Here is a 23,799-nt window from a genome sequence, read left to right as displayed (position 1 = left end):
TCAGACCGCGGCAGCCTCGGCGTCGATGTCGGTGATGAACGCGACAGCGGCGTAGACGAGCTTGGAGAAGTCGATGACCTCATCGCGCAGCGCCGTGTTGTCGATCACGTACGCCAGGGTCACGGGAAAGTCCTTCATGCCGACGTGCGGCATCTCCCCGGCGATCCGCGCGGCGAACACGATGCCGAAGACCCGAAGGTCGACGGTGCCGTCGTCACCGACGTGGATCAGCTGCGGGTCTGCGGCATCGGGGTCTATGCCCTGCTCCCGCAGCTCCGTCAGCGTCGTGCGGTAGCCGATCGCCTCGTCGAGCACGGCGAAGAAGTAATCCGGGCGGTCGGGGCCCGGTGCCTGACGCAGCAGCCGCGCCTCGGCGGGCAGCTGAGGGGAGAGGTCGGCAGGGCCGACGTCGATGGCTTCGATGCGCAGACGCGAACTCATGTCAGCAACAGTACGCGTCGGGAATTCCACTTGCGGCAGACGCGTTCTCAGGAATATGCTCGAAGGCTGTCGCGCCAACCGGCCGACGAAGCCGAGCCTGAGGAGGACTCCATGTCCACGACGATTGTCAAGACGTTCATCGCCCTCGGTTCGCGCGCGGTTCGCCCGCGCGATTGATCGCGGTTCGCGACCGGTCACCTCGCGTCGCGCCGCCCTGAATCGGATGCCAGTGGCATCCGCCTTCGTCTTCGTCTTCGTCTTCCGCTCGCTACTCATCTGAGAGTCATGTCTGTCACCTCCTCCCCGTCGTCTCTGTCCACCTTCGCTGCGCTGTGGCGGCTGAAGCCTTTCGTCCGGCCGATCTTCGGACGCCTGATCGGGGGCGCACTCAGTGCGCTCGCCGCGGCCGTGATCGCGCTGATGATCCCGATCGTCCTCGAGCAGATCGTGAAGGGCCCGATCGCCACCGGCGTCACCGGCCTGATCGCCGTCGGCGCCTTCGCAGTCTTCGCGCTCGCTCTCGGCGAGGCCGCCATGGTGTGGCTGCGCCGCTGGTTCGTGCTGACCCCGGCCACCGAGGTCGAGTACCAGATGCGCACCGACCTGTACTCCCGCCTGCAGAGCCTGCCGGTGGCGTTCCACGACCGCTGGCAGTCCGGCCAGCTGCTCAGCCGCATGATGCAGGACATTGGCCTGATCCGCCGCTGGATCGCCTTCGGCCTCATCCTGCTGGTGGTGAACATCCTCACGATCGGCATCGGCGCCGTGCTGCTGTTCCGCTGGCACTGGCTGCTCGGCACGATCTTCCTCGTCACCGGCATCCCGATGTGGATCCAGGGGTATCTGTTCGAGAAGCGCTACGGCGTGCTCGCGCGCCGCAGCCAGGACCAGGCAGGCGACCTCGCGACCAGCGTCGAGGAGAGCGTGCACGGCATCCGCGTGCTGAAGGCGTTCGGCCGTGGCAAGCACGCCCTCTCGCGCTTCAGCCGTCAGGCCGAGACGCTGCGCGAGACCGAGCTGAGCAAGGCGCGCGCGGTCGGCGAGATCTGGTTCTGGCTCGACCTGATGCCGCAGATCGCGTTCGGTCTGAGCCTGATCACCGGCATCTGGCTGATCGCGAACGACGCGATCGACGTGCCCCAGCTGTTCGCGTTCTTCGCCATGGCGACGGTGCTGCGCTGGCCGATCGAGTCGATCGGGTTCCTGTTCTCGTTCATGCTGGATGCCCGCACTGCGACCGACCGCGTGTTCGACATCTTCCAGGAGACCAACACGATCACCGACCCCGAGAACCCGGTGCGGATCAAGGAGCCGCGCGGTGAGCTCGCCTTCGAGAGCGCGCGCTTCCGGTATCAGGACGCCGGCGCGTCAGAGCGCGACCTGCTCGACGGAATCGACCTCGTGCTCGAACCAGGCGAGACGATGGCCCTGGTGGGCTTGACCGGCAGCGGCAAGACCACTCTCACCACGCTGCCTGCGCGATTGTATGACGTGACGGGAGGGCGGGTAACACTCGACGGCGTCGACATCCGCGACCTGGAGCTGAGTGAGCTGCGCCGCCACGTGGCGATGGCGTTCGAGGACGCGACGCTGTTCTCAGCATCCGTCCGTGAGAACGTGCTGCTCGGACGCGCCGACCTCGACATCCACAGCGAAGAGGCCGACCGCGTGCTGCACGAGGCACTCGGCGTCGCGCAGGCGGGCTTCGCCGAGCAGCTGCCAGAAGGCCTCGAGACGATCATCGGCGAAGAGGGACTGAGCCTGTCCGGTGGACAGCGTCAGCGCCTCGCCCTGGCCCGCGCCGTCGCTGCCGCTCCCAAGGTGCTCGTGCTCGATGACCCGCTCTCGGCGCTCGACGTCGACACCGAGGCCATGGTGGAAGAGGCGCTGCGCCACGTGCTCGCCGATACCACCGCACTGATCGTGGCGCACCGACCGTCGACGGTCGCCCTGGCCGACCGGGTCGCACTGCTCGAGAAGGGCCGGATCACCGCGGTCGGAAAGCACTCCGATCTGCTGCGCACCAGCGCCCACTACCGGCACGTGATCTCCAGCCTCGAGGCGGACGAGGCAGCTCGCACCGGAGCCATTCCGATCATCACCGAGGCGGTCGCCGAGGCGCACCAGCGCCAAGAAGAAGCGGCGGACGCCATCGACGAACAGGACGCACTCGAAGAGGAGGTGCAGGCATGAGCATCACCGGCACTCAGAACGAAGACCGCTCCGACTACACCAAAGAGGAGAGCCGCGCCATCCGGCAGCGCTCACTGCGCCTGCTCGGATCGCTGATCCAGCCGCTGCGCGCGCGCATCGTGATCGCCGCGCTCGTGCTGGTCGTCTCGACGGCCCTGCAGGTGGCGGGCCCCATCCTGATCGGCGTCGCCCTGGACCGGGCCCTGCCGCAGCTGCTCGAGAACGCCGACTGGATGCCGGCGATCATGGTGACAGGTGCGTACCTGTTCGCCGGCATCGTCGGCTCTGCGCTGATCGGGTTCTACGTCGTGCTGGCCGCGCGCATCACCCAGGCCGTGCTGCTCGAGCTGCGCAAGCGCATCTTCCTGCACACCCAGCGACTGAGCCTCGAGTTCCACGAGTCGTACACCTCTGGCCGCATCATCTCGCGGCAGACCAGCGACCTCGATTCGATCCGCGAACTGCTCGACGGCGGACTCAACAACCTCGTCTCCGGCGTGCTGTTCGGCCTGTTCACCTTCATCGCGCTGGTGATCTACGACTGGCAGTCCGGCGTGATCCTGGCTCTCGCCGGAATCCCGCTTGCGCTCCTGATGCGCTGGTTCTACAAGCGGTCGCAGCTCGTCTACCGCGAGTCGCGGGTGATCAGCGCCAAGGTGATCGTGCAGTTCGTGGAGACGATGACGGGCATCCGCGCCGTGAAGTCGTTCCGCAAGGAGCCGCGCAACGACAAGACATTCCGCAAGGTCGCCGGTGACTACCGTGACGTGAACCGTCGCTCGATGGTGCTGTTCGGCACGTTCGAGCCAGGGCTGATGGCCGTCTCCGCCCTGACGATCGCGCTGGTCGTGCTGTGGGGCGGCATCCGCGTCGCCGACGGCGTGCTCGGCGTCGGCGTGCTGCTGGCGACCGTGCTGTACGTCCGCAACTTCTTCGCGCCCATGCAGGAGATCGCGATGTTCCTGAACTCCTACCAGTCCGCCACGGCGGCGCTGGAGAAGGTCTCGGGCGTGCTCGACGAAGTGCCGACGGTGCCGGACCCCGACAAGCCGGTCGACCTGTGGGAGTCGCGCGGCGCGATCCGCTTCGACGACGTCACCTTCGGGTACAACGGCGAGAAGACGATCCTGCCGGAGTTCACCCTCGACATCCCGTCCGGTCAGACGATCGCGCTCGTGGGCACCACCGGTGCTGGCAAATCGACGCTCGCCAAGCTCATTTCGCGCTTCTACGACCCGACGATCGGCTCGGTCACGCTCGACGGCGTCGATCTTCGGATGCTGCACCCCAAGGATCTGCGGCGAGCGATCGTCATGGTGACCCAGGAGGCGTACCTGTTCAGCGGGACCGTCGCCGACAACATCGCGCTCGGAAAGCCGGATGCGACGCTCGAGGAGATCCGCGCAGCCGCGCGCGCCGTGGGCGCCGACGAGTTCATCTCGTCGCTGCCCGACGGGTACAACACCGACGTGAACAAGCGCGGTGGGCGCGTGTCGGCCGGGCAGCGTCAGCTGATCTCGTTCGCGCGGGCGTTCCTCGCCGACCCAGCGGTGCTGATCCTCGACGAGGCGACCGCCTCGCTGGACATCCCGTCGGAGCGGTTGATCCAGGATGCCCTGCAGACGCTGCTTGCCGACCGCACGGCGATCATCATCGCCCACCGGCTGTCCACTGTCGCGATCGCGGACCGTGTGCTCGTGATGGAACACGGCAGGATCATCGAGGACGACACCCCGAAGGCACTGATCGGCGGCGCCGGAAAGTTCGCGCAGCTGCACGCCGCGTGGCAGGAGACTCTGGTCTGATCACGATGATCGGGGTCTGATCGCGACGATTGGGGTCTGATTCTGTTCCGAGCAGACGCCGCGCGTGGTTAGGTTGAAGGTGTGGATCCGTTCTGGGCGATGGCAGCCGAAGTGTGGTGGATCACCCCTGTCGTCATCGGCGGTGCGGCGGTCGGCTTCGTCGCGAAGCGGAGGCATCAAGTGAGTGGCAAGCGGCTCGGCTATGACGCGGCGCGGCTCGAGCTGCGCCGCGCTCAGCAGGAATCGAGGATCGCCGCCGACAACGCCCGCATCGCCCGCGCAGAGGCGACGCGGGTCGGTGCAGAGCGCGCGGCCGGACGGACGGACACGGGTGCCGTTGCGGCCGCGCGGCGCGCCCTGCGCGAGGCGCAGCTCGCGGCGAAGGCGGGCAACGCCAGGGTGAAGGCGGCGCGGGCGCGACTTTCGGCCGAGCGCACGGCGCTGACGGTCGGCGGTGAGCCGCCCCTGGCGAAGCTGCGCGCCCGCCATGACGCCATCCTGGCGCGGTGGATGGAGTACGAGACCGATCCCGTGAAGGCCCTGGCGTTCCCCGAGATGAGCGATGCCCGCATCCCGACGACGGCGGAGTTCCTCGCCACCGTGCAGGTCGCCCGAGATCGGCGTCCGAACGACGAGGGCGCGCGGATTACAGCATCCGACTACGGCGAGTACCGCGACGCCGTCGAACGGCTCGAGCGAGCCTTCGACATCGCCGAGCGCCGCGTGCGCGGCGACGCGCGCACGGCCGCTGAGGTGCCGGAAGCGCTGCGCGACGCGGCGCGCAACCTGATGGAGCGCACCACAGAGGTGCTGGACCGCACCTCGGATGTGCTGGGTTCGTGGGGGCGTCGCAAGGGCGACGACCGCTGACGCGGTTGCGGCCCTCAGCTTCACAGGACGAATTCAATTCCATAGGATGCTGGACGCCGGATCATCCTGTGGAATTTCAATCGTCCTGGATTCTTGAGCTGCAGGGGTCGTCCGACGCGGCGTTACGCCGCTGCGAGGTGCAGTCCGCGGCTGATCGCCGACGCGAGCACATGCTCGACATGCTCCCAATTGAACATCACCTGCGAGTACGAGAAGCGCAGCACGGTGTACCCGCGCATCCTCAGCTCGGCGTCGTGGGCGAGGTCGCGGGTGCGGTCGGCGGAGGAGGAATGAAAGCTCCACCCGTCTATCTGCACGACCAGGTGGGTGCCGATGAGAAAGTCGACCGGATGCCCTGCGAGCTGCACCTGGAGGCGCAGTCGCACGCCCCACGCGCTCAGCCGCACGTGGAACACGGTCTCCAGCGACGAGTCCGTTCCCGGTCGCACATGCAGCAGACATCGCCGGGCCGCGGCGGAGCGCCAGCGAACACTGCGTAGCGACTCCAGGGTCGTCGAGTTCGTGCGGATCGCCGATTCCCAGATCGCGACGGCCTGATCGATTTCGAAGCACTGCGCAGCATCGGATAAGGCATCCTCGACCGACGCCTCCAACGTGCGCGGATGCCGAGGCGCGAGTGGCTTCGCCCAGTGCGCGGTGACGTCATCCGCCCGCAGCGACTCGTGGACGGGCAGGTGCAGGTGCACCTTCTCGACCGTGCTCGGCTTCTCACCCGTGGACTTCTCAGTCACACTGGGCGGCACCCACCACCCACGTCGTCGCGCCAGGGTCGTGCACGTCAGCGCACCACCCGCGAATGCCGCAGTGACGAGCTCCGGGGCAGCCGAGTCGAGTGCGATCCACTTCGCGCGAATGCGGCGAACACTGCCGGACCGGATCGCCGCGCGCACATGCGAAGGTGTGAATCCAGCATCCGACGCGTCATCGCGATGGCCGATGCCGTCGCGCTCTGCGAGCCAGGTCGTCAGTCTCATCCGGTCAGCGTCGTGCAGCACCGGGCGTGCTCGAGGTCCGAATCACACGATCTGTGGAGAGAATCCGGTTCGCGTGGATTGTGCAGGATGAGTGCCGCCGCAATTGCGCAGGACGATTGCAACTTCACAGGATGCTGGCGGCCAGATCGTCCTGTGAAAGTGGAACCGTCCTGGATTCGTCAGTCGGGCAGGCGGCGACGGGATCTCGATGGGGGAGGGGATTCGAGACCCCGCCGCCGGTTCAGTCCGTGACGCGGATCTGCGCGATGACCTCTGAGTACTCGGTCTCGCCGACGGGTTCGAAGCCCACTCGGCGGAAGAACGCCTCGGGGCCGCCGTCGCCGGCTTCATAGATCACGTTCACGTGATCGACACCGCGTGCGCGGGCCTCGTCGATCAGAGCTTGCACGGCGAAGCGGCCGATGCCGCGGCCCTGATCGTCCGCATCCACGTTGATGCGCCAGAGCACGCTGCGGAAGTTCTCTTCCAGAGCCTCAGGGTCGAAGCTCGCGCTCACGAAGCCGACGACCTGGTCGCCGTCGAGCACCACGCGCTGCCAGGAGGTCTGAGGGTTCACCACGGTGGCGGCGATGCCGTAGGAGACCGGAGCGAGGAACTGCTCCTGCCCAGGCTTGAGTGACAGCTTGTTGACGGCGACGATCGTCGCCGCGGATAGTTCGACCACGCGCAGTTCCGACATGACCCCAGGCTAGCCCCTAGTCGTGTGTGGTGGAGAAAATGTGATCGGCAGAATACATCGCGCGCAATACACCGCGGTATCACTCATCAGGGAAGTGCCTGAAGACGGCCGCAAACGGTCCGCGCCGCACTCAGGTATCTTGGTATCGAGATAAATTGCCCTCGCGAACGGAGATCCGGTGACCGACGACGCCATCATCTACACCTACACAGACGAGGCGCCGGCTCTGGCGACCGCGTCCTTCCTGCCGATCATCAAGGCCTACACCGGCCAGGCGGGCATCGAGGTGGAGACGCGCGACATCTCGCTGGCGGGCCGCATCCTCGCGGCCTTCCCGCAGAAGCTCACACCAGAGCAGCAGGTCGGCGACGCGCTGGCCGAGCTCGGTGGGCTCGCGACGCTGCCCGAGGCGAACATCATCAAGCTGCCGAACATCTCGGCATCCATCCCGCAGCTCAAGGCGGCCATCGCCGAGCTGCAGGAGCAGGGCTACGACGTGCCGAACTATCCGGACGAGGCGCAGTCCCTCGAGGAGAAGGACGTTCGCGCCCGCTACGACCGCATCAAGGGCTCCGCAGTGAACCCCGTGCTGCGTGAGGGCAACAGTGACCGCAGGGCTCCGCTGGCAGTGAAGAACTACGCCAAGAAGCACCCGCACCGCAACAAGCCCTTCGCCGACGGTTCGAAGACGCGGGTCGCCACCATGGGCCACGACGACTTCAAGCACAACGAGCGCTCCTGGGTCGCCGCCCACGACGACGTGCTGAGCTTCCGCCACACGGCAGCCGACGGCACCGTCACCGTGCTCAAGGAGGGACTGAAGGTCCTTCCACGCGAGATCATCGACGCCACCTTCCTGTCGGCCTCGAACCTCGACGCGTTCCTCGCCGAGACGCTCGAGACCGCCAAGAGCGAGGACGTGCTGTACTCGGTGCACCTGAAGGCCACGATGATGAAGGTCAGCGACCCGATCATCTTCGGCCACGTCGTGAAGGCCTTCTTCAAGGACGTCTTCGCCCAGTACGGCGACCAGCTCGCCGCGGCCGGCCTCAGCGCCAACGACGGACTCGGCTCGATCCTCGCCGGCCTGTCCGGCATCGCCGACGGCGACGAGATCAAGGCCGCCTTCGAGCGGGCGATCGCCGAAGGCCCTCGCCTGTCGTACGTCAACTCCGACAAGGGCATCACGAACCTGCACGTGCCGAGCGATGTCATCGTCGATGCATCGATGCCGGCGCTGGTCCGCAACGGCGGCAAGCTCTGGGGCGTCGACGGAGGCGAAGCGGACACGCTGGCAGTGATTCCGGACTCGTCGTACGCCGGTGTCTACCAGACCGTGCTCGACGACGTGATCGCCAACGGTCCTCTCGACCCCGCGACGATCGGCACTGTTCCCAACGTCGGCCTGATGGCGCAGGCGGCCGAGGAGTACGGCAGCCACGACAAGACGTTCGAGATCGCGACGGACGGCGTCGTGCAGGTGCTCGACAGCGAAGGCACCGTGCTCATCGAGCACGAGGTCGGCAAGGGCGACATCTGGCGTGCCACGCAGACCAAGCACATTCCGGTCATGGACTGGGTCAAGCTCGCGGTCACCCGTGCCCGCGCCACTGGCGTGCCTGCCGTGTTCTGGCTGGACGCGAACCGCTCGCACGACGCGCAGATCATCGCCAAGGTGCACCAGGGTCTTGCGACGCTCGACACCAGCGGTCTGACGCTGACGATCCTCGCCCCCGAAGAGGCGACGCGCTACACGCTGGCGCGCATGCGCCACGGCCTTGACACCATCTCGGTGACCGGCAACGTGCTGCGCGACTACCTCACCGACCTGTTCCCGATCCTCGAGGTCGGCACCAGCGCCAAGATGCTCTCGATCGTTCCGCTGCTCGCCGGTGGCGGGCTGTTCGAGACCGGTGCGGGTGGCTCCGCCCCGAAGCACGTGCAGCAGCTCGTCGGCGAGAACTACCTGCGCTGGGACTCGCTCGGCGAGTTCTTCGCGCTCGCCGCATCGCTCGAGCACTTCGCTGACCGCACCGGCAACGAGAGCGCGCGCATCCTCGCCGAGACGCTGGACGCCGCCACTGGCACCTTCCTCGAGGAGGACCGCTCGCCCGGCCGCGCCCTCGGCACGATCGACAACCGCGGCAGCCACTTCTACCTCGCCCTGTACTGGGCGCAGGAGCTGGCGGCGCAGACGAAGGATGCCGCCCTTGCCGCCGCGTTCGCACCGGTCGCCGCGGCTCTCGGCGAGAAGGAGCAGCAGATCGTCAGCGAGCTGAACGCCGTGCAGGGCTCGCCGCTCGACATCGGCGGGTACTACCGTCCCGACACCGAGAAGGTCGCGGCGGCGATGCGCCCGTCGCAGACGCTGAACGGCGTCATCGACGCGATGGTCTGATCCAGAGCTGCGAATACGCGAAGAGGGCGGATGCTGACAGCATCCGCCCTCTTCGCGTTCCCGCCTCCTGTCGTGGCGGGCGGGTTTACTGGCGCACCCAGACCTCGAGGCCGCTGGGGGCGAGGTCGAACACCTGCTTGGCGACATCGATAGGCATGTTGACGCAGCCGTGGCTCATCCGGTTGCCGAAGTTGGTGTGCCAGTACGTGCCGTGGAAGGCCTCGTCGCCGTTGAAGTAGGTCACCCAGGGGACGTCCTTCGTCACGTATTTCGAGCCGTCGGCGTTGGTGCCCTTCATGTCCTGCATGGGCACGTGTGCGCGCACGCGGAAGTGGCCGAGGTCGGTGGCGGTGCCAGGCAGGCCGGTCGACACCGCCCACGACCGCACGACGTTGCCGTTCTCGACGAGATAGGTGCGCTGATCGCTGATGTCGACCGTGAGGCTGCGTGCGACGGCGGTGGTCTCGAACGGCGTCTCCGAGACGGTGAGGGGGAAGACCGCGTCGCCCTTCTCGAGTCCGGCGGCGAAGTCGGATGCCACGCCAGAGGTCTCGCCGAGTTCGCGGCCCGTCACGCCCTTGGCCTCAGTGCGCAGCACCTGGCCGCCCGAGTCGACGATGGTCGTCGCGGGAACTGGTGCACGGTCGACGGCCTTGGCGAGCGAGTCCACCACGGTCTGGATCTTGGTCGAGTCGGCAGAGACCTGCAGTTCGCCGTCGACGGCCTCGACCGTGAGCCAGCTCGCGGCGACCGCTGGTGCGACCGGCACGGTGCGCTCCTTGCCCACGTAGAAGCCGATGGTCGCCAGCATTCCGTTCAGCTGCTCGACAGTCGCCGCGGCCTTCTCGTCGGTGATCTGCGGCGCGACGTCGGTCGCGTCACCGGAGAACGTGAAGGTCGCATCGCCGTCGCTGACGGCGGTGTTGAACGCCGTGGTGAGCGCATCGACCGAGATGCCGGTGCCGGACTCCGCCGGAGTCGCCACGTATTTCGCCGTGGCCTCATCGAAGACGACGGTGGCCTCAGTTGGGTCGACGAAGCTCGTCGGCACCGTGGCGCGCAGCGCGCGATCTGCGGCGTCAGCATCGAGCACGACCGTCGCCGTGACGGGCTCGCCCATCCATGCGCCGAGGTTCCACATCGGCCGATCGGCGAAGGCCTGTTCGGCGAGTGCCTGCGCGTCCACGCTTGCGCCGAGGTCAGCGCCCTGCAGCTGTGCGTCATCGCCGGCGCCGGTCAGTTCGACTTCGGTGGTGGCGACACGGTCGCTGATGACGTCGGCTGCCATGCCGGGGGTCATCCACCCGACCGAGGCGCCGGCCACAGTCGTGCCAGGGGCGATCAGGATCGTCGATGCGCCCGCCGCTGCCAGTAGCAGCGCGCCCGCGCCGAGGCCCACCCACAGTCCGATCCGACGCTTCTTCGGCGTGGGTTCGGACGGACCCCATTGCACGGCCGGCTCGCCATCATGCGGCGGCTGCACAGCAGTGCTCGCAGTGGTCGGAATCGCCTGTGTGGCGCCAGTGTCGGGTCCGGAGATCAGATCGGTCACGGACTCACCCCCCAAGGACAGCGTGACGTATCCATTCATGGTAAGCGACGCGAGATCACGACAGGGTATCGGGTAGGCGGAGGGTAGCGCCACTGAGTAACGTTTCGATAACCGGGAGTCCTTGGTGCGTCGCTCGTGTTGCGTGGAACCCGGTTCGTAAGGTGTACTAACAAATGTGATCTCGGCAAACCGGCAGACTGGCGTGCGCATCGGGCTCGACGTCGGCGGAACCAAGATCGCCGGCATCGCGCGCGCCGATGACGGCACGGTCCTCGCGCATGTGCGCCGTGCCACCGGCAGCGGCGGTGACGCCGTGCTCACCGGCATCCTCGACGCCGCCGGCGAACTGCGCGCGCAGCTCGCCGACCCTGACCTCCGCTCGATCGGGATCGGCATCCCCGGCCTGGTCGATGCGGAAGCGGGGCTCGTGGTGCACGCCGTGAACCTCGGCGTCGAGTCGCTGGCCATCGCAGAGCACGTGCAGCGGATGCTGGGGGTGCCGTGCTTCGTCGAGAACGATGTGAAGGCCGCCGCCCTCGGTGCGGCGGCGCTGCGGGACGACGGCGCACCGATCGCCTACCTCAACCTCGGCACCGGTGTCGCGGCCGGCATCATCGTGGACGGACGGATCTGGCGTGGTGCCCGCGGAACCGCCGGTGAAGTGGGCCACTTCGTGGTCGACCCCAACGGCCGGCTCTGCGGCTGCGGTCAGCGCGGATGCATCGAGACGCTCTGCGGCGGCGGAGCGCTCGCCCGCGCCTGGGGCGGAGCGGGAGAGCTGCCGGTGAAGGACATCCTGGATGCCGCGGATGCCGGCGACGACGTCGCGATCGCACTGCGTGATGACCTGTTCCGCGGAGCGGCGGCGGCCGTTCGGGCGCTGGTGCTGTCGGTCGACGTCGAGGTGATCGTGATCGGCGGCGGGCTGACGGCGCTCACCGGCCGGCTCGAGCCGGGCATCCACGCCGCGCTGCGCGCTGATGCCGCGCAGTCATCCTTCCTGCGGTCACTGCGCCTCGATGAGAGGATAGAGATGCTTCCGGCGGATTCGCCGGTGGCGGCTGTCGGAGCCGCCTTGCTGGGGTCAGTCCCCGCGAAGACCATCGCCCTCGACAAGGAGATCATCGTTCATGGCTGAAGTCGTCATCCTCGAGAACAAGGCAGCGGCAGGTGCGCTGGTCGCCGACGAGATCGTTCGGCTGATCGACTCGGTTGCGGATCCCGTGCTGGGTCTTGCCACCGGGTCCACACCGCTTCCGGTGTACGAGGCGCTGCGCGAGCGGCTGGCCGGCCACGACGTCTCGCACCTGCGCGGGTTCGCCCTCGACGAGTACGTCGGCATCGACCCCTCGCACCCCGAGAGCTACCGCTCCGTCATCACCCGTGAGGTCATCGAGCCGCTGGGTCTCGACCCCGCGCTGATCCGCGTGCCCAATGGCGCCATCGCGACCGTCGAGCATGCCGGGGAGGAGTACGAGAAGGCCATCGCCGCTGCGGGCGGCGTCGACCTGCAGATCCTCGGCATCGGCACGGACGGACACATCGGCTTCAACGAGCCCGGCTCGTCGTTCGCGTCCAGCACACGAGTGAAGACCCTGACCGAGCGCACCCGCGAGGACAACGCCCGGTTCTTCGACTCCATCGACGATGTGCCGAGGCACTGCGTCACCCAGGGGCTCGGCACGATCCTGCGTGCACGCCACCTCGTGCTGCTCGCATTCGGCGAGGGCAAGGCCCGCGCGGTCGCCGGCGCCGTCGAGGGCCCGGTGAGTGCGCTGCTGCCGGCCTCGGCGATCCAGCTGCACCCGCACGTCACGGTGGTGCTCGACGAGGCCGCAGCGAGCGAACTGAAGCTCGCCGACTACTACCGGTACAGCTACGCGAACAAGCCGGCCTGGCAGGGCATCTGACCGCTGAGCCTCAGTCCCGGAACGCCGGGCTGAGGCCGTCGTCGGTCACGCCCAGGCGATCGGCAGCAGGTGCTCCACGCTCAGCGGGGCGAGCGGCACGCTGGACACGTCTCCGGGTTCCAGCCAGCGCAGTTCGGCGAGCTCGGCCTGCACGATGACGTCCGCCGCCTCGGCGCGCAGGGCGAAGGCATCGGCGACTACCCGGTGATCCGGTTCATTGGCCGCTGCCGAGACGAAGACGCCGAGAGGATGCAGGGCGGTCTCGTCTACCTGCAGTGCCAGCTCTTCGTGCAGCTCGCGGATCAGTGTCTGTGCGGGTGTCTCGCCGGGCTCGGGCTTGCCGCCAGGCTGCATGAATCTGGTCGTGCCCTGCTTGCGCACGACCAGCACACGACCGGCCCGGTCGGTGATGATCGCCGCGCTGACGTGGATGTCAGGCATCGTCGAAGACCTTTCCAGGGTTGAGGATTCCGAGAGGGTCGAACACGCGCACGATGTCACGCTGCAGCTGCCACTGATCCTCACCGAGCTCCTCTGCGAGCCAGCGACTCTTCAGCATCCCGATCCCGTGCTCGCCGGTGAGCGTGCCGCCGAGGCGTATGGCGGTGCGGAACAGGTCGTCCGCCGCGGCCCAGATGTGGGCGGGGACATCGTCACCGTCGAAGATGAAGTTCGGATGCAGGTTGCCGTCTCCGGCATGGGCGACGGTGGGGATGCGGACGCCATACTGCCGTTCGATGCGCGCGATCTCGTCGAACATCGCGACCATCGCACTGCGCGGCACGGCGACATCCTCGATCAGCGTCGTGCCGAGCGCCGCCATTGCGGGGTGCATCGAGCGGCGCACCTGCAGCAGCCGGGCGCCCTCCACAGGGTCGTCGGTGACGGCGACAGCGCCGCCTGCTGCCTCGAGCAGGGCGACGATGCGCGCGGCCTCGTCGCGAGCGGCGGGGCCGTCGGTCTGGATGGTCAGCTGCGCGGTGCCCTCGGCTGGTGCCGGCAGCCGCAGCAGGTCGTGCACTGCGGCCAGCGAGGCAGCATCCATGAGCTCCATGATCGCCGGCTGCACTCCCGCCGCGGTCACGGCGGCCGAGCCTGCGGCAGCGTCTCGCACAGCGGGGAACGCGGCGGTGATGGTGCATGCGACGCCTTCGGTGAGGCGCCGCAGCTTGAGCGTCGCGCCGACGACGACGCCGAGCCTGCCCTCGGAGCCGATCACGAGCGAGGTCAGGTCGAGCCCGGTGACGCCCTTCACTGTGCGGTGACCGAGGTGCAGCATCCGACCATCGGCGAGGACGAGATCCACGCCGAGCACGGCGTCGCGGACGACTCCGTACTTCGCGCACAGCAGCCCGCCCGCCCCGGTGGCGATGTTGCCGCCGACCGTCGAGATGTCGCGGCTGGCGGGATCTGGAGCCCACCACAGGCCGTGCTGGGCGAGGTGGGTGTTCAGATCGGCGTTGAGGATGCCGGGTTCGACGACGGCTACGAGGTCGTCCGGCCGCACCTCGAGGATCCCGGTCATCGACGCGGTCGACAGCACGATCTCGCCAGGGCCGGCATTCGCAGCGCCGGCGAGCCCGGTGCCCGCCCCGCGGATGACGACCGGAGTGCCGGTGGCCGTCGCGATCCGCATGGTGCGCTGGACGTCGTCGACGGTGTGCGAGTGGACAACGGCCAGCGGGCGACCGGCGGAGCGGTGTCCGCTGCGGTCGGCCCTTGCGGCCTCGAGCGACGTCGGCGATGTGTCGACCAGATCGCCGAGATCATCGCGGAGGCGCTCGAGCGGCCCGGTCATGGGATCGCGCTCAGCTCAGGGAGCGTCGGCCGGCGATGACGCCTGACGTGACCGCGACGACAGCGAAGGCGATGCCGATCCAGGCCGAGCCCATCGACCACCACGCGAGCGTCACACCGACGTAGATCAGCAGCTCGACAAGCGCGCGCAGGAACGGATGCAGCCGCAGCACCGGCTTGGACGAGAGCACGAGCGCCCACAGCACCAGGACGATCGCCGGTGCTCCGATGCCGACGACGACACTCCACGGAAGCGTCCACGTGGCGAAGCCCCACAGGGCGAGGGTGGCGAGGGCCGCCAGCAGCACGAGTACGCGGATGATGTCGAGTGGAGTGACCGCGGGGCGGGTCACGCCCGGTTCGGTGACAGGATCCTGGGGCATGTCCCCAGTCTATTCGGCCGGTGCGGGTGCTTCGGCTGGGTCAGAACTGCGGTGGCCGATGCAGCGACCAGAGATCGGTCGTCTTCCACTCGGCGGGCACTCCGTCGACCAGGTAGGTGAATCCGACGGCAGAGTTCTTCCAGAGCTCTGCCCAGGTCGGGCGGATCTCGGCGACGCCGCTGCCGGTGTCGTCCAGTGAGACCTCGTCGGCGCGGGCATTGTCGATGCCCTTGATCGCCACCCGCACAGTCGAGCCAGGCGTGCCGCTCACGGGGACCACGTAGGTCACGCTGTTTCCCTCAAGACGCAGCGATGCCTTGCCCCAGGTCAGATCATCGCTTGGGGCCGGCCCCGTCTCCTCACCCGGATCGGGGTCAACGGGGGGCGGCGTGGTGGGACTCGGCGTCGGAGTCGGAGTCGGAGTCGGAGTGGGACTTGGCGTTGGCGTTGGCGTGGGCGTGGGCGTAGGCGTCGGGGGTGCCGGCGTCGGCGTCGGCGTGGGGCTCGGTGACGGCGTCGGGGTCGTCGGAGGCACCGGCTTCGGATCGGGGGTGTCCTCCGGCGCGGTCGTCGCGGCTGGTGGCGCCGTCACGACAGCGTCGACCTGCGGCCCATCCGGCTTGTCGGCGTCCGGCACCGGGGCAGGATCGACATGGTCCGCGTCGTCCACCTCGATCACCATCGGGTCCTCGAGGGACATGGTCGCGTCGGGGCTCAACTCCGAGGCGATGGACGACGAATCGGACTCGGAAGCGCTGGGCGGTGAGGTCGCGACGCCCGCCGAGGTGATCGCGGGAACGACGGCCACGGCGGCGACGACTCCAGCGACGACGAGTGCCGCGGAGCCCGCGCCGATCAGTGCGCCGATGCCGGTCACCGACCCCGTGCCGGAACCGGCCGATCCGCCTGCACCCGCGCCCGCAGCACCACCGATGCCGGCCCCCGCGACGCCGGCCGTGGCGATACCGCCCTCGATGACACCGGAGGGCATGGCAGCAGCCAGCGCGACGATCGGCGCGCCGCCGCCCTGCAGAGTCGCGAGATAGCTGGACGCGCCGCCGACGCCGATCACGAGCGGGAGCATGATGATGGCGAGGCGACCGGAGACGTCCTTCGCCTCAGCGGCGACGATCATGCATCGCGCGCAGGACTCGAGGTGATCGTCAGCTCGCTGCTGCGCGCGAGGTCCGAGATTGCCGCGGGAGTGCGCGCCGAGGTGCTCGATCGTCCACTGGCATTCCGAGCCGTCACCCGCACTGCGCAGGTGTGCCTGGATCCACGCCTCGCGCAGACCTTCGCGGGCGCGGAAGGTCAACTGCGACACAGCACCGGCGGTCATCCCGAGCAGCGGTGCGATCTCGGCCGGCTTCATCCGCTCGATCTCGGAGTACCAGAGCACCTCCTGCCAGCGCGAGGGCAGCGAGCGGAACGCGTGCGCGGTCAGTCCGCGGTCGAGGGCCTCATCTGCGGCCGATTCGGTGGTGTCGGGGTCGGCGACGGTGTCGAGCTCGTCGATCGGCGTCTCGCGACGCGCGCGCCCCCAGGCGGCGGCAGTGTTGCGGATGCTGGTGAAGAGGTACGCGCGGAACGATCCGTTCGGACCGCCGCCCTTGAGGATGGCCTGGTAGATGCGCGCATACGCCTCTTGCACGAGGTCGTCCGGATCGATGGAAGACGTGATCGACTTCGCGACCGTGAGTCCGGAGGGGTAGTGGCGACGCCAGAGTTCGCCGAATGCCTCGGCATCACCCGATCGGGTCCGCAACACGAGGTTGGCGTCCGCTGACGCCACGTGATCGGTCTGCTGGTCGTCCAAAGGAAGTCCTCACCCCGCCGTCGCGGGAACGCTCTCACATGAAGAGACGCGTGAGAGCTCGTTTCATCACGCGTCTGTCCCATTCTGGTCGGAATCGGCCGTCGAAACCAGCCCTGTGGAGAACTCCCGGAAGACGCCGGGGAAGTTCACCGAAAAAATTGTGGGAAACCCGCGTAATGGAACGCGTCTTGCGTCGTCTCTTCTCGTAGAGCATCCCAAAGCGCCTCCGGGGGGCGGCGCTGCGGGCCGATGCACGGGGTATCGCATCGAGAAACATGGTCGGGCCGAAGACCTCGGGGGAGGAGCCTTCGGCCCGGCCAGCTCAGGGGGACTTGGGCCGCTGTCTCTGGGGAGCAGCGGCCCTCATCCGTCTCTGGACAGCCCGTCCTTCGACAGCCGGTCGCTCAGCGGGTCGGCGCAGTGCCCACCCACACGCCGTGCACGGTGAAGTCGGCACCCAGTAGAACCGCGTCGGCGACATGCCCCGGATGCAGCAGCCCGAGCGCGGCGCCATAGCCGACCGCACCGGCGGGAGTCGTGGTCAGCGCGCGCACGGCCTCGGCCAGCGGCACACCCGCCTCGACAGTCCGTCGCAGCGCGACGTCCTGCGTGAGCGTGGACCCTGCGATCGAGCCGGTGTCGTCGGTGCGCGCCACGCCGTCCTTCACGGTGACCTTCACGGCGCCCAGGTCGTAGTGTCCGTCTGCGCTTCCGGCGGCGGCCATGGCATCGGTGATCAGTGCGACACGGCCGGGGGCGGCGTCGAACAGCAGTTTGATGACATGCGGGTCGAGATGGATGTTGTCGGCGATGCCCTCCAGTACGACCCGGTGGTCGGCTGCGGCGACCAGCACGGGGCCGGGGGCGCGGTGGTGGATGCCGTTCATCGCGTTGAAGGCGTGCGTGAGGATCGAGGCGCCGGCCTCGAACGCCGCGCGGGCGACATCCGCGTCGGCATCCGTGTGCCCGACTGCCGCCGCCGCACCCGAGGCGACGACCTGGCGCACCGCGTCCATCCCGCCAGGCAGCTCGGGAGCGATGGTGACCTGACGCACGGTGCCGCGGCCGGCCTCGAGCAGGCGGGCGACATCGGCGGTGTTCGGGTGCCGCAGCAGTGTCGGTTCGTGCGCCCCCTGGTGGCCCGGATCGAGGAACGGCCCCTCCAGGTGGCTGCCGAGGATCTCAGCATCCGATTCGGTGAGATCGGCGATCGTCGCGACCTGCCGGGCGAGGTCGTCGACCGAGGCCGTGACCAGGGAGATCACGGCGCGGGTCGTGCCGTGCGCGCGGTGCATGTCGCGACCGATGCGGATCGCCTCGGTGCCCTCGTCATAGGCGGCGCCGGCTCCGCCGTGGCCGTGGATGTCGATGAACCCAGGCGTGAGAACAGCATCCGATCCGGCGACGGCGGCGGCGTCGATGACGTCATCGGCGTCCGCCCAGTCGGCGCCGGTGCCGCGAGCGACGACGAGACCGTCCTCGAAGCGCACCCAGGCGTTCTCGGTGATCGAGCCGTCGCCGTCGACGAGACGCGCGGAGTGGATGACCCGCGATCCGTGGAAGTCGGTGGTTGGGGTCGTCGCTGTCGGTGTCATCGCTCGTTCCAGTCGATCTCGGGGGTGGGGTGGAATCGGATGCCGTCAGCCTGCCACATCGGCGCCATCGCCCCCACTCGCGCCCGGAACGAATCCCAGTTGCGCTCAGCGGCATCGACGGCCGTCCATGCCTGCTCAGCGGCGGCGGCGATGCGGGGGTACATGAGCTGATCGGCGTCGGTCAGCCGGCGCACGGTCTCGGTCCACAGCGGCGCCTCGACGCCGAGGATCGCTTCGGCCGGCACCCCCAGCAGTTCGGTCGGTTCCCACTCGTACGCGCGGCGGACGTCGACCAGTCCCGCCCACGACAGGCCCAGGGGGAAGTCGGCGTCGTACTTCATGTCGAGGTAGACGGCGTTCGAGGGGGAGAGGATCAGCGTGCCGCCGCGGGTGACGAAGTGCTCGGCCTCGGCGGCGTGCGTCTCGCTCGGAGTGGTGCTGCCCCAGAACTGCCCGACGGTGCCCTCGGCGATCTGCTCGGCCGCCCCCGCTTCATGCCAGGCGATCGGCGTTTTGCCGAGTTCTGTGACCATGGCGCTGGCGCGCTCGACGAAGTACGCGAAATCCTCCGGTGTCGTGCCGAGCGACTCGTCGCCGCCGATGTGCAGGTACGGACCTGGTGTCAGCTCGCTGAGCTCGGCGAGCACATCGCGCACGAAGTCGTACGTGCGCTCCTCGCGGATGCGCACGCTGGAGTGGCCGACGCCGTAGCCGGTGAACGGCACTCCCGCGATGGGCAGGTCCTGGCCGAGCTGGGCCTGGCTCTCCGCCAGCGCGTCACTGATGACCGGAGCCTCGACCAGGTCGGGGTAGGCGACGCCGATCGCGTGCGTGTGGCCAGGCAGGTCGATCTCGGGGACGATCGTGACGTGGCGGGATGCCGCGTGCGCGACGATCCCGCGGAAGTCGTCCTTCGTGTAGAACCCACCGGTGTCGCCGTTCGCGGCCGAGGTCGACGCCTTCTCGGCCAGCAGCGGCCAGGCGTCGATCTGCAGGCGCCAGCCCTGGTCGTCGGTGAGGTGCAGGTGCACATGGTTGAACTTCAGGGCGGCGGCGCGGTCGATCACGGTCTTGACCTCGTCGACAGGGAAGAAGTGGCGGGTCACGTCGAGCATGACACCGCGGTAGGCGAAGCGCGGGGCATCCGCGATCTCGGCGCGCTGCCAGCCCCAGCCGACTTCGCCGCCGACAGCCGCGTCGGCCTCGCGCAGCAGCTGCAGCAGCGTCTGGACGCCGTAGTACAGGCCGGCGTCGTCGGCGCCGACCACCTCGATGCCGTCGGTGATGACGAGGGTGTACCCCTCGGATGCCGCGGCATCGGCGTCGACGCGCAGGGTGATGTCGGCGGCGCCGGCAGCGGTGCCGAGGCGGATGCCCGTGCGCCGGGCGACCGCCTCGATGAGGACGGATGCTGCGGCGGGCGGACCGTGCACGCGGGCGTTGGGGTCGAGCGTGAGGAGGCCTTCACCGGCGATGGCCGAGTGGGGCGTCGGGACGAGGGGGAGCGCAACAGGAAGGACCATGAACAAAACCTATCGTGTCGTGAAACCGACATCGGCTGAAGGCGCAGACATCCGCTAAACTCGGTTGCGTCGCGACTGGCGTCTGGGTGGGTCACCACCGGGGAGCGGCCTCATAGGATTCGACCGCGCGCCTGGGCCGATGAGGTACAACCCCTTTTCCCGTGTGAGCAGGAGACACCCATGACCGACCGTTACTTCGACGCCCCCCTCTCTGAGGTCGACCCTGAGATCGCCGAGGTCCTCGAGCGCGAGCTGAATCGCCAGCGCACGTACCTCGAGATGATCGCCTCTGAGAACTTCGTACCGGTCTCGGTGCTGCAGTCGCAGGGCTCCGTGCTGACCAACAAGTACGCAGAGGGCTACCCCGGCCGCCGCTACTACGGCGGATGCGAAGAGGTCGACGTCGCAGAGTCGCTGGCCATCGAGCGGGCCAAGAGCCTGTTCGGCTCGGAGTTCGCGAACGTGCAGCCGCACTCGGGGGCATCCGCCAACGCCGCTGTGCTGCACGCCATCGCCCGCCCCGGCGACACCCTGCTCGGCCTCTCGCTGGATCAGGGCGGCCACCTGACGCACGGCATGAAGATCAACTTCTCTGGCCGGCTCTACAACATCGTCGCCTACGGCGTGAACGAGCAGACTTCGACCATCGACATGGACGAGGTGCGCCGCCTCGCCATCGAGCACAAGCCGAAGGTCATCATCGCCGGCTGGTCGGCCTACCCCCGCACGCTCGACTTCGCCGCGTTCCGTGCGATCGCCGACGAGGTCGGCGCGCTGCTCTGGGTCGACATGGCGCACTTCGCCGGTCTCGTCGCAGCAGGGCTGCACCCGAACCCGGTGCCGCACGCGCACGTCGTGTCGTCGACCGTGCACAAGACCATCGGCGGCCCGCGCTCGGGCTTCATCCTCACGAACGACGCCGACATCGCCAAGAAGATCAACTCGGCGGTGTTCCCCGGTCAGCAGGGTGGCCCGCTCATGCACGTGATCGCTGCGAAGGCGACCGCGTTCAAGCTGGCGGCGACGCCCGAGTTCAAGGAGCGCCAGGAGCGCGTGCTGCGCGGAGCGGCGATCCTCGCCGAGCGCCTGTCGCAGCAGGACGTGAAGGACGCCGGCATCGCTGTGCGCTCTGGCGGCACCGACGTGCACCTGGTGCTGGTCGACCTGCGTGAGGCGGAGATCGACGGCAAGCAGGCCGAAGACCTGCTGCACGAGATCCACATCACGGTCAACCGCAACGCGGTCCCGAACGACCCGCGTCCGCCGATGGTCACCTCCGGCCTGCGTATCGGCACGCCGGCGCTCGCGACGCGTGGCTTCGGCGACGCCGAGTTCACCGAGGTCGCCGACGTGATCGCGCTGGCGCTGCTTCCTGGTGCCGACGTGGATGCGCTGCGCGCGCGGGTGGATGCCCTCGCCTTGGCGTTCCCGCTCTACCCCGGCCTGCAGCAGTGACGGCGAAGCTGCTTGACGGCAAGGCGGCCGCGGCCGAGATCCGTGCCGAGCTGACCGAGCGGGTTGCGGCGCTGCGCGAGCGCGGCATCGTGCCGGGGATCGCCACCGTCCTGGTGGGCGCTGACCCGGCATCCCAGCTCTACGTCGGCATGAAGCACCGGCAGTCCGAGGCCGTCGGGATGAACTCGATCCAGCGCGAGCTGCCGGCGGATGCCACGCAGCAGCAGGTCGAGGCGCTGATCGATGAGCTCAACGCCGACCCGGCATGTCACGGCTACATCGTGCAGCTGCCGCTGCCGAAGCACCTCGACACCGACGCGATCCTCGAGCGGATCGACCCGGCCAAGGACGCCGACGGCCTGCATCCGACCAACCTCGGTCGTCTGGTGCTGAACGTCAACGCCCCGATCCACACGCCGCTGCCGTGCACCCCCCGCGGCGTGATCGAGCTGCTGCTGCGCAATGACTACGATCTGAAGGGCAAGCACGTGGTCGTCGTCGGTCGCGGAGTGACGATCGGACGCCCGATGGGCCTGCTGCTCACTCGTCGCGACATCAACGCGACGGTGACGCAGGTGCACACCGGCACGCCTGACATGTCGCCGTACCTGCGCATGGCCGACGTGATCGTCGCCGGCGCCGGGGTCAAGCACCTCATCACGGCCTCGGATGTCAAGCCGGGAGCTGCCGTGCTCGATGTGGGCGTCACCCGCGAGGATGACCCCGAGACCGGCAAGCCGAAGGTGTACGGCGACGTGCATCCCGACGTCGCAGACGTCGCCGGCTGGCTGTCGCCGAACCCCGGCGGCGTCGGCCCGATGACGGTCGCACTGCTCATGACGAATGTCGTGGAGGCGGCAGAGCGCGCGGCAGCCTGATCGCCGACACGCCGTATTACCGCCGAGACCCCTGGCTGCAGACGTCTGCAGCCAGGGGTCTCGGCGACTACTGGGGGTCTCGGCGAGGTCAGCCGAGTTCGTCGAGCATGCGGCGCTGCTCTGGCGTCAGGCCGTCGCCGGCGAGCTCGGCGCGGCCGGCGGTCTCGGCCGGTGACGGCGGTGCGTCCGCGGCCGCCGGTGCGCCCGTCGCGTTCGCATTGTCGGATGCCCGTGAGCCGCCGATCTTCGCAGATGCGGCGTCGTACAGTCTGCCGGCCTTGGAGTGCAGGCGGTCATCGATGCGGTCGTAGATCATCCAGCCGATGATCAGCAGCACCGGCGGCAGCACCCAGCCCCAGACGAAACCCCTCACGGTCACGCCGCTGAAGATCACCGTGAGCACCCAGATGATCAGTTCGACGATGAAGATGCTGCCGTACTGCACCAGCTTCTCGCCCGTCTTGGTGCGCTCCGCCGCCGACTTCGCCGCGCCCTTGCTGAACATCTTCGACAGCAGAGGCTTGATCAGCAGCGCCGCCGCCGTGAGGATGACGGATGCCCACAGGGCGTGCCATCCGACGCGCACACTCGGCAGCAGGCCGATGAGCAGCAGCACCGCCGCATTGAACACGTACAGGGCACCGAAGCGGACGATCGCATTGCGCATGCGTCCAGCGTCGCACATCAGCGTCGCCTCCGGGTGGGAGACGCAGGGATCAGGCGCCGGTGAGCGTGCTCTCGATGCCGGCGATGCGCGCCTGCTCGTCGAACCTGACGGTCGCGGTGCCAGTGGCATCCGACATCACCGCCGCCGAGAACGCCTCGTCGGCCCACTCGAGTCGCCATCCGGCCAACCGGGCGAGGTCCCACACCGAGGCGCGAGGATCGCGCATGGTGAGGCCAGCGAGCACACGGGGGAGCGCAGTCACGGCGACGTGGACGGTGAGCGGGGGGAGCGGCGTGTCCAGCAGCATCACCGCGCGCGACTCGCCCGCCTGTGCGAGGTAGTACGGCGAGAGGCCGGTGATCTCGGTGGCAGCGCCGCCGATCGCGTGCGCGAGGTTCATCAGCCAGGTGTCGGGGTCGTCGCCGGTGTCGTCGGGAAACGGCAGTTCGCCCTCGGTGAGCTCCGGGATGCCGTGCTGCTCGCCGTAGGCGCGCAGCTTCTCAGCAGTCGCGGTGTCGTAGGGCTCGGCAAGGGCCCAGGCCCACATCACCGAGCGCGGGCCAGGAGCGATCGACGCGATCAGGTGCGGCGTGGCCTGCAGCGTGCGCGACGGGTCGGCGTCGGCGGCGAAGGTGAACACACCGGCCGACAGGTCGACGTTCCACCGGTGCTCGCCCAGGTCGTCGACGGCGGTGATCAGCTGATCCTGCCGGAGAGCCGTGAACAGGGCAGCGCGGTCGGCGAGCGAGCGCAGTGTGTCGAAGGTCATGGCTCCAGTCTGCGTGCCCAGGCTGTGCGATGCCAAAGCCTCTGCCGTGAAA

Annotated in this window: 20 protein-coding genes and 1 riboswitch; of the genes, 8 read left to right on the top strand and 12 right to left on the bottom strand. The window is 68.5% G+C overall.

Translation table 11 applies throughout. The annotated features are described in order from the left end of the window. Positions 1-441 (bottom strand): hypothetical protein, encoded by a 441-nt coding sequence (locus MNR00_RS12715; RefSeq protein WP_241926286.1) that lies wholly within the window; start codon positions 439-441, stop codon positions 1-3. 285 nt (positions 442-726) lie between these two features. Here MNR00_RS12715 and MNR00_RS12710 point away from each other — a divergent pair, with 285 nt between their 5' ends. From MNR00_RS12710 to MNR00_RS12700, 3 genes are all read left to right on the top strand, one after another. Continuing rightward, positions 727-2,634: an ABC transporter ATP-binding protein gene (locus MNR00_RS12710; RefSeq protein WP_241926285.1), complete on the top strand. Its 1,908-nt coding sequence runs from the start codon at positions 727-729 to the stop codon at positions 2,632-2,634. After that, positions 2,631-4,439 carry an ABC transporter ATP-binding protein gene (locus MNR00_RS12705; RefSeq protein ID WP_241926284.1) on the top strand — a complete coding sequence of 603 codons (1,809 nt, stop codon included), beginning with the start codon at positions 2,631-2,633 and terminating at the stop codon, positions 4,437-4,439. Before MNR00_RS12710 ends, MNR00_RS12705 begins: the two co-directional genes overlap by 4 nt. 81 nt (positions 4,440-4,520) lie before the next feature. Next, the gene (locus MNR00_RS12700; protein ID WP_241926283.1) at positions 4,521-5,309 is read left to right on the top strand and encodes a hypothetical protein; all 789 of its coding nucleotides are present in this window, start codon (positions 4,521-4,523) and stop codon (positions 5,307-5,309) included. 122 nt (positions 5,310-5,431) lie between these two features. Here the strand turns inward: MNR00_RS12700 and MNR00_RS12695 are convergent, their stop codons facing one another. Both MNR00_RS12695 and MNR00_RS12690 read right to left on the bottom strand, forming a co-directional pair. Then, positions 5,432-6,304: a DUF559 domain-containing protein gene (locus MNR00_RS12695; protein ID WP_241926282.1), complete on the bottom strand. Its 873-nt coding sequence runs from the start codon at positions 6,302-6,304 to the stop codon at positions 5,432-5,434. A 241-nt stretch (positions 6,305-6,545) separates the two neighbouring features. Continuing rightward, complete coding sequence (locus MNR00_RS12690) at positions 6,546-7,004, bottom strand: GNAT family N-acetyltransferase (protein ID WP_241926281.1); 459 nt, start codon at positions 7,002-7,004, stop codon at positions 6,546-6,548. Between the two features lie 178 nt (positions 7,005-7,182). Between MNR00_RS12690 and MNR00_RS12685 the strand changes: the two genes are divergently transcribed. Further along, positions 7,183-9,402 carry an NADP-dependent isocitrate dehydrogenase gene (locus MNR00_RS12685; RefSeq protein ID WP_241926280.1) on the top strand — a complete coding sequence of 740 codons (2,220 nt, stop codon included), beginning with the start codon at positions 7,183-7,185 and terminating at the stop codon, positions 9,400-9,402. 85 nt (positions 9,403-9,487) lie between these two features. Here the strand turns inward: MNR00_RS12685 and MNR00_RS12680 are convergent, their stop codons facing one another. Continuing rightward, entirely contained in the window at positions 9,488-10,954 is a 1,467-nt protein-coding gene (locus tag MNR00_RS12680; RefSeq protein WP_241926279.1) for a L,D-transpeptidase family protein, read from the bottom strand. Positions 10,955-11,156: 202 nt separating this feature from the next. On the opposite strand from MNR00_RS12680, the gene MNR00_RS12675 reads away from it, so the two are divergent. Together MNR00_RS12675 and MNR00_RS12670 are read left to right on the top strand one after the other, a co-directional pair. Further along, on the top strand, positions 11,157-12,092 hold the full coding sequence (locus MNR00_RS12675; RefSeq protein ID WP_241926278.1) for an ROK family protein: 936 nt from the start codon (positions 11,157-11,159) through the stop codon (positions 12,090-12,092). Next, positions 12,085-12,864, top strand: coding sequence for a glucosamine-6-phosphate deaminase (locus MNR00_RS12670; RefSeq protein WP_241926277.1), 780 nt, complete (start codon positions 12,085-12,087; stop codon positions 12,862-12,864). Before MNR00_RS12675 ends, MNR00_RS12670 begins: the two co-directional genes overlap by 8 nt. 45 nt (positions 12,865-12,909) lie before the next feature. Here the strand turns inward: MNR00_RS12670 and MNR00_RS12665 are convergent, their stop codons facing one another. From MNR00_RS12665 to MNR00_RS12640, 6 genes are all read right to left on the bottom strand, one after another. Next, the gene (locus MNR00_RS12665) at positions 12,910-13,305 is read right to left on the bottom strand and encodes an NUDIX domain-containing protein (RefSeq protein ID WP_241926276.1); all 396 of its coding nucleotides are present in this window, start codon (positions 13,303-13,305) and stop codon (positions 12,910-12,912) included. Next, a complete protein-coding gene (locus tag MNR00_RS12660) occupies positions 13,298-14,662 on the bottom strand; it encodes an FAD-linked oxidase C-terminal domain-containing protein (RefSeq protein ID WP_241926275.1) in 1,365 nt (454 codons plus the stop codon). The genes MNR00_RS12665 and MNR00_RS12660 overlap by 8 nt, the downstream gene beginning before the upstream one ends. Positions 14,663-14,672: 10 nt before the next feature. Further along, the gene (locus tag MNR00_RS12655; RefSeq protein WP_241926274.1) at positions 14,673-15,044 is read right to left on the bottom strand and encodes a YrdB family protein; all 372 of its coding nucleotides are present in this window, start codon (positions 15,042-15,044) and stop codon (positions 14,673-14,675) included. A gap of 40 nt (positions 15,045-15,084) precedes the next feature. Beyond that, entirely contained in the window at positions 15,085-16,860 is a 1,776-nt protein-coding gene (locus MNR00_RS12650; RefSeq protein ID WP_241926273.1) for a sigma-70 family RNA polymerase sigma factor, read from the bottom strand. 404 nt (positions 16,861-17,264) lie between these two features. Further along, entirely contained in the window at positions 17,265-18,455 is a 1,191-nt protein-coding gene (locus tag MNR00_RS12645) for an amidohydrolase family protein (protein ID WP_241926272.1), read from the bottom strand. Further along, entirely contained in the window at positions 18,452-19,978 is a 1,527-nt protein-coding gene (locus MNR00_RS12640; protein ID WP_241926271.1) for a family 20 glycosylhydrolase, read from the bottom strand. Before MNR00_RS12640 ends, MNR00_RS12645 begins: the two co-directional genes overlap by 4 nt. A 61-nt stretch (positions 19,979-20,039) precedes the next feature. Continuing rightward, positions 20,040-20,122, top strand: a riboswitch (ZMP/ZTP riboswitch). Positions 20,123-20,158: 36 nt separating this feature from the next. Here MNR00_RS12640 and glyA point away from each other — a divergent pair. Then, positions 20,159-21,433, top strand: a complete 1,275-nt coding sequence (glyA, locus tag MNR00_RS12635; protein ID WP_241926270.1) for a serine hydroxymethyltransferase — start codon at positions 20,159-20,161, stop codon at positions 21,431-21,433. Then, positions 21,430-22,311 (top strand): bifunctional methylenetetrahydrofolate dehydrogenase/methenyltetrahydrofolate cyclohydrolase, encoded by an 882-nt coding sequence (locus tag MNR00_RS12630; protein WP_241926269.1) that lies wholly within the window; start codon positions 21,430-21,432, stop codon positions 22,309-22,311. Before glyA ends, MNR00_RS12630 begins: the two co-directional genes overlap by 4 nt. Positions 22,312-22,399: 88 nt before the next feature. On the opposite strand, the gene MNR00_RS12625 is transcribed toward MNR00_RS12630, so the two are convergent. Next, positions 22,400-22,978 (bottom strand): hypothetical protein, encoded by a 579-nt coding sequence (locus MNR00_RS12625; RefSeq protein WP_241926268.1) that lies wholly within the window; start codon positions 22,976-22,978, stop codon positions 22,400-22,402. A gap of 49 nt (positions 22,979-23,027) precedes the next feature. Further along, positions 23,028-23,747, bottom strand: a complete 720-nt coding sequence (locus tag MNR00_RS12620; RefSeq protein WP_241926267.1) for a DUF6882 domain-containing protein — start codon at positions 23,745-23,747, stop codon at positions 23,028-23,030. Positions 23,748-23,799 lie beyond the last annotated feature (52 nt).

Origin of the sequence: Microbacterium sp. H1-D42 (assembly GCF_022637555.1) — a bacterium.
Classification (GTDB): domain Bacteria; phylum Actinomycetota; class Actinomycetes; order Actinomycetales; family Microbacteriaceae; genus Microbacterium.
This window is presented reverse-complemented; position numbering and strand designations above follow the sequence as displayed.

Bases quoted from the DNA above. Each gene is read 5' to 3' on its own strand.
- MNR00_RS12655 (WP_241926274.1), bottom strand. From the start codon at position 15,044: ATGCCCCAGGATCCTGTCACCGAACCGGGCGTGACCCGCCCCGCGGTC.
- MNR00_RS12665 (WP_241926276.1), bottom strand. From the start codon at position 13,305: ATGCCTGACATCCACGTCAGCGCGGCGATCATCACCGACCGGGCCGGT.
- MNR00_RS12695 (WP_241926282.1), bottom strand. From the start codon at position 6,304: ATGAGACTGACGACCTGGCTCGCAGAGCGCGACGGCATCGGCCATCGC.
- MNR00_RS12640 (WP_241926271.1), bottom strand. From the start codon at position 19,978: ATGGTCCTTCCTGTTGCGCTCCCCCTCGTCCCGACGCCCCACTCGGCC.
- MNR00_RS12670 (WP_241926277.1), top strand. From the start codon at position 12,085: ATGGCTGAAGTCGTCATCCTCGAGAACAAGGCAGCGGCAGGTGCGCTG.
- MNR00_RS12625 (WP_241926268.1), bottom strand. From the start codon at position 22,978: ATGCGCAATGCGATCGTCCGCTTCGGTGCCCTGTACGTGTTCAATGCG.
- glyA (WP_241926270.1), top strand. From the start codon at position 20,159: ATGACCGACCGTTACTTCGACGCCCCCCTCTCTGAGGTCGACCCTGAG.
- MNR00_RS12620 (WP_241926267.1), bottom strand. From the start codon at position 23,747: ATGACCTTCGACACACTGCGCTCGCTCGCCGACCGCGCTGCCCTGTTC.
- MNR00_RS12710 (WP_241926285.1), top strand. From the start codon at position 727: ATGTCTGTCACCTCCTCCCCGTCGTCTCTGTCCACCTTCGCTGCGCTG.
- MNR00_RS12690 (WP_241926281.1), bottom strand. From the start codon at position 7,004: ATGTCGGAACTGCGCGTGGTCGAACTATCCGCGGCGACGATCGTCGCC.
- MNR00_RS12715 (WP_241926286.1), bottom strand. From the start codon at position 441: ATGAGTTCGCGTCTGCGCATCGAAGCCATCGACGTCGGCCCTGCCGAC.
- MNR00_RS12645 (WP_241926272.1), bottom strand. From the start codon at position 18,455: ATGACACCGACAGCGACGACCCCAACCACCGACTTCCACGGATCGCGG.
- MNR00_RS12660 (WP_241926275.1), bottom strand. From the start codon at position 14,662: ATGACCGGGCCGCTCGAGCGCCTCCGCGATGATCTCGGCGATCTGGTC.
- MNR00_RS12705 (WP_241926284.1), top strand. From the start codon at position 2,631: ATGAGCATCACCGGCACTCAGAACGAAGACCGCTCCGACTACACCAAA.